We start from the raw sequence: 14,714 nt of genomic DNA, 5'->3' as shown, positions 1-14,714 counted from the left end.
CCCCCTCCTCGCCCTCGGCGCCCTCGGCGTGGCCCTCGCCCTCGCCGCGGCGGGCCGCCGCCGACCGTGATCGTCACGCCGACGGGGGACGGAGCGTTTTCCCGGCGACCCCGCGTGACACAAAGCTTAAGACCGGAGTTGGGAACGGTCGAACCGTCGGGCGGCGCAAGCCGCCTGGCGTGTGTGTTGCCCCTGCCTTGCGCACCTGGGTTCTCCCAGCGTGAGCGAGGCGACCCCGCTGGAGAGACCCCAATGACCGTCAACCCGTCCCGTGTGTCGCGCCTCATGGAGCACGGCCTCACCGAATACGAGGCCCGTGCGTACCTCGCGCTCCTCGACCTCGAGAAGGCCGAGGCAAGCCCGATCGCCGACGTGGCGCGCGTGCCCCGCACCAAGATCTACCAGGCCCTCGAGGGCCTGGAGGGCAAGCGCCTCATCAAGGTCATCCCCGAGCGCCCCAAGCGCTACCTCGTGCAGCCCCTCGCGAGCTACCTCGACGAGATCGAGCGCGGCCACAAGGCCAAGGTCGAGGCCCTGCAGGGCGAGCGCGAGGCCCTCGAGTCGGAGTTCGCCCCGAAGGGCAAGCTCCAGCTCGAGGACGCGGGCGGATTCATCGTCCTCAAGGGTCGCGCGAACATCGCCTCACGTCTCGCCGAGATGATCGGCCAGGCCGAGCGCGACGTGTTCGTCGCGACGAGCGCGGCCGGCCTGCACCGGCTCGCGTACCACGCGACCGTCCTCGTCGAGCGCGCCGAGAGCGGCGTTCGCGTCCGCGTCGCGGCGCCCGCGACCGAAGCCGAGCGCGAGGCCGTCGAGGCCCTTTCGCAGGCCGTGGAGCTCCGCGCCGGCGCCGCCGCGATCGGCGCGACGACCATCGCAATCGCCGACGGGAAGGTCCTCGTCGCGCACCACGTTCCCGACGACCACCACTACTTCCAGGGCAACGACGTCGCGCTCTGGTCCGACGACGCCGCCGTCGTCGCGGCCATGATGGCCCTGCTCGAGCTCGCCTGGAACGCGTCCGACGCGGCGAGCGCGAAGACCCTCGCGGCCCTCGCGGCCGCGACGGGCATCGCGCTTCCCGAGCGGCCCGCGGCCGCCCACTGAAGTCCGGATCAGGGAGGCTGGACCCATCGCCCCGCGCGCGGCGACGCGCGCGGGGCATCCATCTTTTCTCAAACATCTTCGCCTGCGTTGTTCTCCACGCGACTCACCGTCGCCTGTGACGCATGGGGATTCCTCTGCATTCCTCACCCAGGGTCGCGCCGAGCCGCGAACTCGGCGAAGGCCCGTACCGCAAGCGGAATGTGGCGCGACTTCGAGCTTTTCTTGCTCAGTGGTCCGTGTCACTCACGCCTGTGAAGGGCGACCTGTCATATGGCGTCGAATGAACGGGTCATCGCAAGCGCGGTGACGCTCCGTCCAGTTGCTGGGACGGAACGGCCCGGACGGAGACCGGGTTCCGCGCGAGCAGAATGGTGTTGCCGTGAACAAGAAGATCGAGACGGTCCCGAGGCGCGACCTCGGCTACGCCCTGCTTCGCAGGGCCATGCCCGAGCCGACCTCCGGTTCCACCCAGCGCTTCGCGCATGTTTCCGAACGCAGCCTCCGCGACGCCGCCTACGTGGCGGCGGCGACGGACGCGGCGGTCCTCTGAGGACCCCCGCCGGACCGGAGACGCGCGCGCATGGACAAGCAGACGAAGATCGTCGCCGTCCTCCTCAGCGCGCTCCTTCTCTCGGTCCCGGCCGGCATCTCCACGGACGGTGGAAGCATCGCGACCGGACACACCACGTACTTCGACCTCAGCGGTTTCGACCCGTGCCTCGCGGGCGTGACCGGCATCGCGCGCATGCGCATCATGTGGTTCAACGACCAGGTGCTCCTCGATACGACGCACTTCGGTCCGAACCGCTTCGTCTACATCGCGGAGTCGGGCGCGCCCGACCCCCGCGCGCACACGCTCAACAAGACGGGCGTCGTCTACACCTACAAGGACCCGGTCCACGAGCACGTCTGGACGACGACGGAGTACCAATACTTCTTGACAACGGAGCCGGACGTCGACCTCGACACGGGCGGAACGACCGTCCGCGGCCCGTCCTATACGGACGGAAAGCTCGACGCCGGCGAGTACGGCGCGGGCTTCAACGCGAGCGCGTTCGTCGGCCCGTTCTACGTGTACGCGACGGAGATCCGCCAGGATCCGCTCACGAACGATCCCTCGGTCCCGAACCCCGACGGGTCGCGCGCGTACAACTTCGTCACGCTCGTCGACACCTGCCGCTTCCATGCGAAACCCGCGGGCAAGGTCGTGCACGACGCGTCCGCCACGGACGAGAACGCCTACAACCACCCGGTCGGCACAAGCGACCACGAGCACGAGACGTTCCTCGTGGACATCTGGGTCGGCGAGAAGCCCCGCGAAGGCGGCCTCACGCAGCCCCAGGGCCGCGGCGCCTGGGTGAACGAGCGCGCCACGCAGCAGGGAGGCGCTGGAACGTGGCAATGATCATTCTCATCCCTTCACAGGGTGGGCCCGGCTTCGGCCGGCGAGTTGCTGGAGAAGACAAGGAAATGGAGAGGTAAACATGCCGATCAACCAAGACCGGCTGGACAAGATGCAGGAGTACGGGCTCACCGAGTACGAAGCTCGGACGTACCTCGCGCTCCTGGATCTGGGTGTTGCCACGGCCCGGGACATCGCCAACGTGTCCCGCGTGCCGCGAACGAAGATCTACTCGGTGCTCGACGACCTGCACCAGAAGCAGCTCACGGAGATCATCCCCGAGCGCCCCAAGCGCTACGAGGCGGTCCCCTTCGAGCGCTACCTGCGCCAGTTCGAGCGGGACTACCAGGCGAAGCTCAAGAAGATCGAGGACGACAAGAAGCTCCTCGGCTCCGAGCTCCGCTCGAACGGGGACGCCCACGGTCTCGACAAGGCCGGGAGCTTCAACGTCCTCAAGGGCCGCAAGAACGTGATCAACCGCAAGTACGAGATGGTCCAGCGCGCGGAGCGCGAGATCCTCGAGATGGGCACCGAATTCTCGGGCGTCCGCATGGGGTACTACCTGCCCCTCCTCAAGGAGAAGGCCCGCGCGGGCGCGGCCCTCCGGCTCCTCTGCCCCGTGACCGACGCGAACCGGGACAACGTCCTCGAGTTCGCCCAGGTGGGCGAGGCCCGTTCAACAAGCGCGAAGACCCCCGGGTCGGTGATCCTCGTCATCGACGACGCGGAGGTCTTGATCTGTCACTACGTCCCGGACGACGAACACCTGTTCAAGGGCGAGGACGTCGCGATCTGGAGCGACGACCGCGCCATCGTCAGGGACATGAAGAACACGATCCTCGCGCACTGGGAGAAGGCCGAGAAGGTGGGCGCGGCGACCAAGGCGGCCGCGACGCTCCGCAAGGAGGCCTGAAGGCCCTGAATGCCCTGGGAAGCCCCGTCGTCACCCACCCGGGTGACATGCTCCTCGTCAAATATCGCGCAAGTCGCTCAAGAACCGAAGTGGAGGCTAGCGCGTGTACGCGGAGGAGGCTGAGGGAAATTCCCGCACCGACGCTTCGTGCAGCCGGACGGGAGGCTTCCCATCACGCAACCACTTCGGTCTGTACATACGGACACAGGAATGGAGGTGTAACTGAATGAAGGCAAAGATTGTGGCGGTGACGTTTGTGGCCATCATGGCCGTCCCCGCTTTCGCCGCGGCCGCTACGTATAGCGACCTCGGCCCCAAGACTGAGCAGGTTGTCGAAGGACACAACGTGTTCGCCGTCATCCAGGCCGTCGTGAACCGGAATATCACCGGTGTGACGGTTCTGGTGCGCGAGCAGGTCATCAGCGGTGGCAAGCTCTGGTTCAACGACCAGTACCTCATCCGCCCGGACCAGGCTGTGAGCGGTCTCAACTACCAGCTCTCGGACTGCGGCTTCCGGACCGACGGATCCTACGCTTGCAGCCGCTACCCGTGCGGCGGCGCGGTCATCGCCACGGAGTCGGGCAACCCGAACCCGATCACCTCGGTGACGACGAAGAAGAACTTCGGCCGCACGCTCGAGGAGACGACGACGGGCATCCCGATGATCGAGGACGAGTACAACATCAACTACGTCGAGTCCTACTTCATCACGGACCCGAACGACCACTCGTTCTACGTGGACAAGTACATCGTCCGCCTCGACCTCGGCGACGTCAGCTCGTCCGAGGACTGGGACGACGTGTTCGACACGAACAACGACGGCGAGGACACCACGACGGCCGTCACGGACGCCGAGGAGTCCCCGTACCACACGGACCTCACGGTGGCCGGCGAGACCATCCACACGGGCCTCGTCATGGACTACCCGATCTGGGTCGTCAACATCCTCGGCGCGGCCTCGTTCACGGCCGACGACGGTGTCACGAGCTGCCAGGCGTTCATCGACAACCCCCCGCAGGGCTACTTCCAGCCCACGAACCCCCTCGTGAACGGCGGCGCCTCGTACTGTTACGACGGCAACACGGTCGGTCCCGACGGCTGCATCTACGACGGGTACGCTCGCAACACGACGTACAACGTCCCCTCGCCCGAGGACGGCCTCGTGTACCACAACTACCGCCGGTACAACGCTGAAATCGTCCTCTACATGAAGGACCTCAAGGTCGTTCAGGCCGCCGGCAAGGAGCACGGCGTCGCCGGCGCGGACGCGTCGGACACGAACGGCTGCGAGTCCGGCGCCTACACGCGCTACGAGGACGGCAGCTCGAGCTACAAGGGAACGGAGTGGACCTGCCCCAACGGCGACGATGACGCCGAGGGCAACAGCCACCCCTTCAACCCGCTCGACCAGGGCGCGGGCACGCCGACGCACGCCCACGACACGGCCCGGCTCGACCTCTACTACAGCGGTACCTACCGCCCGCAGGAGCCGAGCCAGCGCAACTTCGTCATCTTCGACCTCGAGGGTTCCTCGGCGCCGTTCGACCTCCGCCACTAAGCCTTCGGGCTCGTGGTGGATGTCGTAGACGAACACCCGGGGGGGTCTCCGGACCCTCCCGGTTTCCCATCTTTCAACTCAACACACGGAGAAGGCCATGCCGAAGAAGCGCGAGAACTGGACCCCGTACGGGCTGGAGGCGATCCGCCAACAGACCATCCGGAGGCGCCGCAACCTCGCGCTCGCGATGTTCCTCGTGTACATCGTCGGCTACACCGTGTTCATTCTCCTCACGACGACCGCGAACCTGAGCGTCGGCGACGGCTCCGGAGGGAGCGTCGAGCTCGACCTCAGCGGCCGCAACGTGGAGGAGCGGCAGAAGCCGGTCACGGTCCGCGTCGGTCCCGGGCGCATCACGCTCGCGGACTTCGGCGGCGAGGCCGCGACGACGCCGCCCACGGCGCCGCCCCCGCCCGGCGTCGAGGCCATCAATTGGCGAGGAGAGCTCATGGCCTACGGGCCGCCGATCGCCCTGCTCTGGCTGCTTCTTGCGGCCATCCGGAGCAAGGACAAGAACGGCGAGGTCAACTACGGCGTCTACAAGGGCGCCATGCCCTACGAGATGATCACGGCGGAGGCCAAGGGCCACGTCTTCACGACGCGGCTCGCCAAGGGAAGCCTCTTCGGCAGGACCCGGTCCGACCACCTGCCCGCCCAGCTCCTCCGGGAACCGGAGGAATCGTCCGACGAGGGGCGCCCCGTCGGATGAGCCCTTGACCACGCAGGGAGTAAAGGGAGGAAACGATGAGGCCCGGCCACGGAGGGTGGCGCGGGCTCGTCCACGTCGCGCTCTGGACGGGCGCGGGGGTCCTCGTGGCCCTCGTCGTCCGCGACGCCCTGGGAGGGTGGGCCGCGGCGGGTGCGGGCCTTGCGCTCTACAACAGGCTCAACCGCAGCGCCACCTTCGACAACGAGACGCGCCGCCGCATCTTCGACCAGGTCCGCGCGCTCCCCGGCGTGTGCATCGCCGACATCGCCTCCTCCGTCGGCGTCAGCCATTCGACGGCGTCTTACCATCTCGACAAGCTCGTGGAGTTCAGCCTCGTCACGAGCACGATCGACGGCAACAAGGTCCGCTTCTTCGTGAACGGCGGCGCCTTCACCGAGGAGGAGCGGCGCATGCTCGCCGTCCTCGACAACGCGGAGACCCGCCGGGTCCTCGACGCGATCGTGAAGAACCCCTGGTGCTACCGGGCCGAGCTCACCGCGCTCCTCGGCGTCTCCTCGCCGACCGTGAATTGGCATCTCGACCGGCTCGAGGCCGCGGGCCTCGTGATCGAGAACAAGACGGGCCGCAACCGTTTCCTCTACGCGGACAAGCGGCGCCTCAACGATTGGCTCGCGACCCTGCTCAAGAAGCTGCGGGAGACCACGTACGACGCGACCGGCCTCGAAGCGCTCCTCGAGGCGAGCCGGGCCCCGCCCGTCTGAACCGGGGTCCGAACGGCGGAACCCGTCCCGACCCGACAGTCTCATAAAGAGCCCGCACGGATGCCCGGTTCGTGGACCGGCCCCGGCGAAACCCTCTCCTCGCCCTCGCCCGCCTGCATCTCCACGCGGGCGGGGACCACGACGCCGAGTCCTCCATCCAGGCGAGCCTGGAGAAGAGCGCACGGCTCTCGAAGGTGGTCTTCGACGCGCCGCCCGCGCCGTACGCCTACGCCTACATCGTCATCGCCTCGGCCCTGTTCGGGCTCTTCCTCTACGAGACGACGGCCGGCGTCCTCGATTCCATCGTCGCGGGCGTGGTCATCATCGGCCTCCCCGGCGTTCTCGCGGGGGTCCTCTCCGCGCCGCTCGCGCAGGGCCTCGGCGGAACGCTGTACTACCGGCGCTCGTCATTCCTCGCCGCCGTCTGCGTGACGCTCATCGGCGCGACCCTGGTCGTCGCGGTGCCCTTCCGCGTCCTCCTCGACTTCCCGCCCGGCTACGCGCTCCTTTTCGGATACATGATGATCACGAGCACGAGGCACGCGTTCCTCTTCGCGACCTCCGACAACCGGCACCTCCGCTCGCTGCCGGTCACGCTCCTCCAGACCGCGATCGGCCTCCCCTTCATCGCGCTCCAATACTCCTTCGGGAGCCGCGAGCTGCTCCTGACGCTCCTTCTCCCGTGGGTCTTCCTCGTTCCCCTCATCTTCTTCCTCGAGGTCTTCGACGCGCCGCTCAAGAAGAACTTCAAGGTGAGCGCGAGCGAGATGTTCCGTTACTACCTCGACCACATCTCCACGGGGCGCATGGAGGGCGAGCCGCTCCTCAAGCGCTTCGCGGAGCCCATCACCGCGAAGTTCGGCGTCGCCGCGTTCCGCCGCCGCGACGGCACGCTCAAGGCCGCGGTGGTCGTCCCCGCGCTCCACCCCGGCCCGATCGGCCAGCTCGGCGGGTCCGACCTTCCCGGAAAGATCGCGGGAAGCGTCCGGGACGTGGAGCTCGTGATGGTGCCCCACGGAAGCGCCACGCACGACTTCAATCCCGTGAGCACGGATGACGTCGAGCGACTCGCGCGCGAGGTGAACCGCGTCATCGACCGACTCGAGTTCGCGGAAGGCGGCTCGATGGCCGTCACGAAGGGCGGGCGCATCCGCGTCACGAGCCAGGTCTTCGGCGCAAGCGCGCTCCTCACCTACACCTCCTGGCCCGAAGCCATCGACGACGTCGAGTACGGCGTCGGCCTCGCGGCCGAGATGGCCGCCCGCGAAGCGGGCGCGAAGCACGCGATGTTCGTCGACTGCCACAACTCGCTCACGCCGGGCGCGGGGGCGGTCTTCCTCTGCACGCCGCGCTCGGACGCCATCATCCAGGCCGCGGGCGACGCGACGCGCGAAGCGCTCGATCGGCAGGTCGAGACGGTGCGGGTCGGCATCGCCCAGGACAAGACGTCCTTCACGAAGCGCGACCTCATCGGCGAGCAGGGCGTGCAGGTCATCGCGGTGGAGGCGGGCGGCCAACGGCACGCCTACATCCTCTGGGACGGCAACAACGCGGTCCCGGAGGTGACGCGCCTCATCGGCAAGGCGCTCGACGGGGTCGTCGACAGCTTCCAGGTGATGACGACGGACAACCACTCGGTGAACGCGGTCGCGGGATCCTACGGGCCCGTGGGGCACGTCGCCTCCCCTTCGCGCATCGCGGACGTGACCCGCCTCGCGGTCGAGCAGGCCGTCTCCGACCTCGAGCCCGTCCAATGCGCCTTCGGCCGGGGGGAGCTCGAGGACTTCTACGTCTTCGGCCACCAGAAGACCGTGCAGCTCACGGCCTCGATCAACGTCATGACGAGCATCGCGCTCCAGCTGACCCTCGCGGCGTTCCTCGTGCAGGGGCTCGCGGCCGCGCTCCTCTTTTACCTGGTCGGCCTCGTCTGAAGATATCCGTGACCTTGCAGGGTCGGTTCGGGTGTCGCCCCGGCGCGTGACAAACGACGCTTCTTGGCGCTCGCGACGGTTCGTGGGCCTGTCGCCGCGGAGCGAAGGCTCCGGGATGGGAGGCCTCCACGTTGATCCAGAAGCTCCTGATGTCGCTCCTCAGCCTGTTCATGATGGTCGCGAGCTCCATCTCGCCCGCCATCACCGTGGACGGCGGGGGATCCGTCGAGCCCAAGGTCCCGGCCGGCGTCGCGGGCGCGGCCGTGGAGCGCTTCGCGACGCTCGACGCGGGCGGCGCCGCCTTCGCGACCATGTCCGTCCTCTGGGTCGAGATCGATGGCCGCCGCGTCTTCGAGGACGCGTGGGGCTCCGGCACCCTCGAGACGCTCACCTTCAAGGTCGGCGTCAAGCCCGAGGACGCGACGACCCTCCAGCTCGGGGAGCGGCGCTTCGCGCTGCACCCGACGGACGTGATCACGGTGCGCGGCTTCAACGGCCGCTTCGCGATGAGCGACCTCGACAAGGCGACGTCGACCCTCGCGCTCGACGGCACGGTGCAGGCGACGTTCGTCGCCGAGAAGGCGTCGAGGCTCCTGCGCACCGAAGGCGGCCTCGCGCGTCCGATCGCGCCCGAGAACCCGACCGTCAAGACGCAGGAGCGCCTCGCCTACGTCGTCCTCGGCGGCACGCGCGAGATCGACGTCGTGACGCTCCAGACCGGCATGGGCCAGCGCCTCGAAACGAACGCGAAGAAGCGCGACCCGGCGAACCCCATCGCAGGGTTTCCCGCAGCCTGGGTGCGCGTGAACGGCGAGCTCCTCAAGGACTACGCGTGGAGCGACGGGCTCGTCGACGCGATCGAGTTCCAGATCCCCGCGACCGGCGACCAGGGGGTCGTCGTGAACGCGAGCGGCCAGGCCCTCGCGGCGGCGCCCGGCGAACGCGTCGTCGTGCGGGGCTTCGCCGGCACCTACGTCGCCTACCAGGTGCCGGGCGGCTGGCGCGTGAAGCTCGACGGCTACGCCGAGCGCGTCACGACCGCGCCGCGCGGAACGCAGTCGGATCCGATCGGGCTTCCCGGAACGCTCCCGCCGGTCGCGTCCTTCGGCTGGACGCCCCTCTACCCCACGACCTCGAGCGAAGTCACCTTCATCGACTACTCGTACGACCCCGACGGCGGACAGATCGTCTCGTGGGCCTGGAACTTCGGCGACGGATCGACGTCGAACCTCCCGTGCCACGTGCAGGGCGTTTCCGCCGGAACCTGCCCCCGGCACCGCTTCGCCGCGCCGGGCGCGTACAACGTGACGCTCGAGGTGCGCGACAACACGCTCATGACGAACTTCGTCAAGCAGACGATCGTCGTGGGCAACACCCCGCCCGTCGCCGACTTCGAGTTCACGCCGAAGAACGCGACCGACCTCGACCTCGTCCAGTTCATCGACCGGGCCTACGACCTCGACGGCCACGTCGTCGAGTGGCGCTGGGACTTCGGCGACGGCTCGTCATCGCAGCTCCCGAACCCCAAGCACAAGTTTGCGGACAACGGCACGTGGACCGTGACGCTCGTCGTCGTCGACGACAAGGGTAACGTCTCCGCGCCCTCGCGCAAGGTGGTCGGCGTCGCGAACGTTCCGCCGACGGCCTCCTTCGTGCTGAGCCCCGGCGACCCGACCTCGCTCGAAACCGTCCTCTTCACCGACACGTCGCAGGACCGCGACGGAACGATCGCGCGCCGCGCCTGGACGATCAACGGCGAAGCGGTGTCCCAGAACGCCTCCTTCTCCCACGTCTTCCGCGCAAGCGGCGAGGCGCGCATCACGCTCACGGTCGCCGACAACGACGGGGCGGAGTCCACGGCCACCCGCGTCGTCCAGGTCAGGAACCGCGACCCCGTCGTGAACTTCCGCTGCACGACCGGCCCCGTCACGACCTCGACGCGCTTCGAATGCACGGACGACTCGACCGACGCCGACGGGACCATCGCGAAGCGCACCTGGGACTTCTGCGACGGCGCCTCCTTCGTCCGCGGCCCCTCCGACGTCACGATCTCGCACACGATCCTGCAGCGCGGCGCGTGCTTCGTTCGCCTCACGGTCGAGGACGGCCGGGGCGGCGTCGCGTCCGGCCGTCTCGACTTCACGGTCGCGAACTCCCCGCCCGTCGTCGATTTCACCTCGATTCCGGCCTCCGGCGCCGCGCCCTCGCTCTCGCTCGTGACCTTCACGGACCGGAGCTACGACCCCGACGAGGGCGACGTCATCACGAGCCGCCTCTGGCGCTTCGGCGACGGCAAGACGGACACGCGCACGGTCGCGCGCAACGTCTACGAGCGACCCGGCACCTACAACGTCACGCTCACGGTCCACGAGGCCGCAACCGGCGAATCGGCGAGCCTCACGAAGCCCTTCGTCGTGCTCAACCAGCGCCCGCGCATCCTGCTCCTCGCCGCTACCCCCGTCGAACCCGAGGTGAACCAGACGGTCCGCTTCAACGCGACCGTGCAGGACCGGGACGGATCGGTCGTGAGCTTCACGTGGAACATGGGCGACGGCACCAACCTGACGGGCCTCAACGTGCTCCACCGCTTCAGGACGCCCGGGCAATACACCGTCACGGGAACCGCGGTCGACGACGCGGGCGGCGTCACGACGGCCGTCCTGAACGTGCGCGTCCTGCACGCGAAGCCCAAGGCGGCCTTCACGTTCGCTCCCGCCATTCCGCGGCCCGGCGAAACCGTCGTCTTCACGGACGCGAGCACGCCCGTCGGCGCGCCGCTCTCCTCCTGGGAATGGCGCTTCGGCGACGGCCTCGTCCTGCGCGGCCCGAGCGTCTCGCGATCCTTCGGCGCCGCCGGCACGTACTCCGTGCAGCTCCGGATCCAGGACGGGCTCGGCCAGACGAACGCGACCGACCGGACGCTCCGCGTGAACGCGCCCCCGACGGCCTCGTTCACGCAGGACCGCTCCATCATCTTCAGCGGCGAGTCGGTCACGTTCACGCCGACCGCGGCCGACTCCGACGGCGGCATCGCGCGCCTCGAATGGCGCTTCGGCGACGGCCAGACCGCCGTCGTGACCGGCGCTCCGACGCCGATCGCGCACGTCTTCGCGGTGCCGGGATCGTACAAGGTCACGCTCACCGCCGTCGACATCGACGGCGCGAACGTCACGACGCTCCCCTCAAACCTCGTCGTACGCAACCGCGCCCCGACGGTGTCGCTCGTCGCCTCGCCCGGACTCGTCGTTCTCGAGGGCCAGGCCGTCACGTTCCTCGGCTCCGCGAACGATCCCGACGGCACCATCGCCTCGGCGCGCTACACGTTCGGGGACGGCCGCTCGGCGACGGGCAGCCTCGACGCGATCCACCAGTTCAACACCTCGGGCATCTACACGACGCGCCTCACGGTCACCGACAACGGCGGCCTCACCGCGACGGCCCAGGTGTCGATCACCGTCATGTCCGCGAATCCCGTGACCGTCCGCGGACGCATCGTCTACCCCGATGGCGAGGGCGCGGACCTCTCGCGCGGCTTCGCGATCTCGGGCCGCCTCTCGAACCTGCCTCTCGGGACCGGCGCCGTCGTCGCGCACCCGAACGGCACGTTCGAGACGACGCTAGCGGCGGGCGCGTGGCGCGCGGGTCAGCGCGTGGACTTCTCGATCGTGGAGAGCGCGACGCTCATCGCGGTCAACCCCTCGACCGTCCTCGCGTCCAAGGCCACCCTCGTCGACCTCGGACGGTTCGTGCTCCTCGAGCGCCTGAGCTTCAAGTCGGCCGGCATCCTGGACGAAGCGAACCGGGGATGGCCGGTCCTTTCGGACCCCGTGTGGCTCGGCGCGACCGACAACCAGCCCGCGGGCGCGACCTACGTGTCCGACCCCGGGGCGCCCATCCTCCTCGCGATCAACGCGACGTGGTCGAACGGCCGGGCCGCCCGCGGCGTGACGCTCGAATACACGTGGTCCTGGCTCGCCTCGCGGCAGGTCCTCGGCGACGCCGAGATCGCCGAGGCGACAGGGTCGCAGTTCATCCCGACCCACGAAGGGTCGGTCGAGATGCCGAAGCTCCCGGGCCAGGTCACCTCCCTCGTGCCGATGCACGCGCCGGGATGGTACCGCTGGACCGCCTCGCTCACGTTCACGAACGCGGAGCTGGGCGTCACGATCCGCTCGCTCAACGGAGTGAGCGGGTACGTTTACGTCGACCCCGGCGGGGCGACCACGGCCGTCGCGGGCTTCAAGGGCCTGCCGTGATCCCGAAACGGATTTGCGAGAGCGACCCGTTCGGCGCAGCGTGAGCCGCGAACGGGGCGACGTCGACCCGGCCGTCCTCGAGAAGGCCCTCGCGCCCGCCCGCGCGATGCACCGGTACTCCCGGGTCGAGATCGAAGGCATCGAGCACGTGCCCCGCGGAGCCGCGGTCGTCGCGGCCAACCACACGGGATGGACGGGCCTCGATTTCAGCAACCTCTTCGTGACCCTCCACGACGGCCTCGGCCGCACCGTCCGCACCGCGGTCCATCCCGCCTTCTTCCGCGCCCCCGTCGTCGGAACGCTCGCCTCGAAGCTCGGCTTCTTCGAGGTCTCCGTCCAGGAGAGCACCGAGATCCTCGACGAGGGCGGGCTCGTCCTCTTCTTCCCGGAGGCCGAGGAGGGCAACTTCAAGCCCATCTGGCGCCGCTACAAGCTCGAGCCGTTCAAGCCGGGCTTTGCGCGCGTCGCCCTCGCGGCGAAGGTCCCCATCGTCCCCGTCGTCATCGTGGGCGGCGAGGAGGCGAACCCGAGCCTCTTCCGCATCGAGCGCTTCAAGGACACCCTCGGCCTCTCGCTTCCCGTCCCGCTCAACCTGTTCCCGTTCCCCGTGAAGTGGCGCATCAAGTTCTGCGAGCCCATCGACGTCACGAAATATCTCGGGCAGGAATCGAGCGTCGATTCCGACGTCGCCGAGACGCTCGCGCGCGACGTCGAGCGCGTGATGCAGCGCGAGCTGCTGCGCCAGGTCGAGAAGCGCGGAAACCCCTTCTTCTGAGTCAGAACGGGTCGTCGAAGAGCGGCCTGTGCGCGCCCGGAACGATGAGGGCCAGGCCCGACCCCACGAGGAAGAGGAACGAAGCCGCAAGATGCGAGGCCGCAAGGACCATCGTCGCGAGGAAGAGGCCCGCCATCGCCGCCGCCGCGAACACGCGCCGGGCCGCGAGCACCGCGGCCGCGAACCCGAGGACCGCGAGATGGATCGGCGCCACGGCCGCCGCGTCCGCGGCTTCCGGACGGTCGAGGAGGACGAGGAGCGCGCCCGCCGCCGACAGGATCGCGCCCGCCGCAAGGACGAGGACCACGGCGGCGTGCATCGCGCCCGCCGCGACCGTTCGACCCATGCCGTCACGCTCGGTTGAGGACCGGCATGGGCGATGTGGTACGACGATCAACCCGAGACGCGCGCCCAGCGGAGGCCCGCCACGCCCCCGGCCCCGATCGGCCGCCCCTCGGCGAGGTCGCGCAGGTTGAGGAGCCCGCGATCGAGCTTGCCCGACAGCTCCGCCGCGATCTCGGCCTCCGTCGCGAGCCTCGGCAGGACGAACGGAAGCTCCACGTCGATCCTCGCGCGCACGCGCGACCCGCCCGACCCGTCCGGCGTCACCTCGAATCGCGCCTCGTGGCGCGCGAGGTCGCCCACGCGCTGCCGCCAGCCGAACGCGCGGCCGGGCTCCCAGAGCAGGGTCTCCGCCTCGGATTCGAACCGCAGACCCAACGCCTCGAGCGTCAGGTGGAGGCGCGACCCGCGCCTCAGGTCGCCCGGCACCGTCGGGTAGGCGGCGAGCGTCCCCGGCATCCACCGCGGATGCCGGACGAGCGTGCCGACCCAGGCGAACACCCGATCGGGCGGAGCCTGGATCCGGATCTCCTTGTCGAGCGTGACCACGAGGGCGTTCTCCAGCAACGAATCCGTCTCCGGCACACGGGTATTGAGGTTTGCGCCGATGCGCTGCGGCCCCAAGGCACCAAGGGACCGAGCCGCGTGTTGGGTGTTCGGCTCGGGATTAGGCGTCGGAACCGGGACCGGGTGCCGGGACCGGGTGTCGGGCGCCGGGACCGGGACCGAAAGCCGGGAGCCGGGACCGGGCGTCGGGCGCCGGGACCGGGTGTCGGGCGCCGGGTGCCGGGACCGGGTCCGGGTCCGGGCGCCGGGACCGGGTCCGGGCGTCGGGCGCCGGGACCGGGTCCGGGTCCGGGCGTCGGGACCGGGACCGGGTCCGGGACCGGGACCGCAGCCGGCATTCGCGCCCGGGTTCGCGATGGATCGGCGCGAAAGGCGCCCCCGCGCGCCCCCCACACGCGCACGCGGAAGGAGGCCGTGAACCCGGGCATGGTT

General features: G+C 69.3%; 12 protein-coding genes. 10 read left to right on the top strand and 2 right to left on the bottom strand.

Translation table 11 applies throughout. The annotated features are described in order from the left end of the window. The first annotated feature begins 252 nt into the window (after positions 1 to 252). The 10 genes from VM889_03015 (at position 253) to VM889_02970 (ending at position 13,373) form a co-directional block, all read left to right on the top strand. Complete coding sequence (locus VM889_03015) at positions 253 to 1,107, top strand: helix-turn-helix domain-containing protein (protein ID HVL47505.1); 855 nt, start codon at positions 253 to 255, stop codon at positions 1,105 to 1,107. Between the two features lie 379 nt (positions 1,108 to 1,486). Continuing rightward, positions 1,487 to 1,657, top strand: a complete 171-nt coding sequence (locus tag VM889_03010) for a hypothetical protein (protein ID HVL47504.1) — start codon at positions 1,487 to 1,489, stop codon at positions 1,655 to 1,657. Positions 1,658 to 1,687: 30 nt separating this feature from the next. Next, the gene (locus VM889_03005; protein ID HVL47503.1) at positions 1,688 to 2,512 is read left to right on the top strand and encodes a hypothetical protein; all 825 of its coding nucleotides are present in this window, start codon (positions 1,688 to 1,690) and stop codon (positions 2,510 to 2,512) included. Between the two features lie 79 nt (positions 2,513 to 2,591). Further along, positions 2,592 to 3,422, top strand: coding sequence for a helix-turn-helix domain-containing protein (locus tag VM889_03000; protein HVL47502.1), 831 nt, complete (start codon positions 2,592 to 2,594; stop codon positions 3,420 to 3,422). A 226-nt stretch (positions 3,423 to 3,648) separates the two neighbouring features. Next, positions 3,649 to 4,980 (top strand): hypothetical protein, encoded by a 1,332-nt coding sequence (locus VM889_02995; GenBank protein HVL47501.1) that lies wholly within the window; start codon positions 3,649 to 3,651, stop codon positions 4,978 to 4,980. Between the two features lie 97 nt (positions 4,981 to 5,077). Continuing rightward, entirely contained in the window at positions 5,078 to 5,689 is a 612-nt protein-coding gene (locus tag VM889_02990; GenBank protein HVL47500.1) for a hypothetical protein, read from the top strand. 35 nt (positions 5,690 to 5,724) lie between these two features. Next, a complete protein-coding gene (locus VM889_02985) occupies positions 5,725 to 6,411 on the top strand; it encodes a helix-turn-helix domain-containing protein (protein HVL47499.1) in 687 nt (228 codons plus the stop codon). Between the two features lie 71 nt (positions 6,412 to 6,482). After that, entirely contained in the window at positions 6,483 to 8,342 is a 1,860-nt protein-coding gene (locus tag VM889_02980; protein HVL47498.1) for a DUF2070 family protein, read from the top strand. A gap of 131 nt (positions 8,343 to 8,473) precedes the next feature. After that, on the top strand, positions 8,474 to 12,598 hold the full coding sequence (locus VM889_02975) for a PKD domain-containing protein (GenBank protein HVL47497.1): 4,125 nt from the start codon (positions 8,474 to 8,476) through the stop codon (positions 12,596 to 12,598). A 40-nt stretch (positions 12,599 to 12,638) separates the two neighbouring features. Further along, positions 12,639 to 13,373: a 1-acyl-sn-glycerol-3-phosphate acyltransferase gene (locus VM889_02970; GenBank protein ID HVL47496.1), complete on the top strand. Its 735-nt coding sequence runs from the start codon at positions 12,639 to 12,641 to the stop codon at positions 13,371 to 13,373. 1 nt (position 13,374) lies between these two features. Here the strand turns inward: VM889_02970 and VM889_02965 are convergent, their stop codons facing one another. Both VM889_02965 and VM889_02960 read right to left on the bottom strand, forming a co-directional pair. Beyond that, a complete protein-coding gene (locus tag VM889_02965; protein HVL47495.1) occupies positions 13,375 to 13,719 on the bottom strand; it encodes a hypothetical protein in 345 nt (114 codons plus the stop codon). Positions 13,720 to 13,766: 47 nt separating this feature from the next. After that, positions 13,767 to 14,282, bottom strand: coding sequence for an SRPBCC family protein (locus tag VM889_02960; protein HVL47494.1), 516 nt, complete (start codon positions 14,280 to 14,282; stop codon positions 13,767 to 13,769). Between the last annotated feature and the right edge of the window lie 432 nt (positions 14,283 to 14,714).

It is taken from the genome of Candidatus Thermoplasmatota archaeon (genome assembly GCA_035540375.1).
In the GTDB taxonomy this organism is placed as follows: domain Archaea; phylum Thermoplasmatota; class SW-10-69-26; order JACQPN01; family JAJPHT01; genus DATLGO01.
The sequence above is the reverse complement of the archived record's forward strand: the minus strand, read 5'-3'. Positions and strand labels throughout refer to the sequence as shown.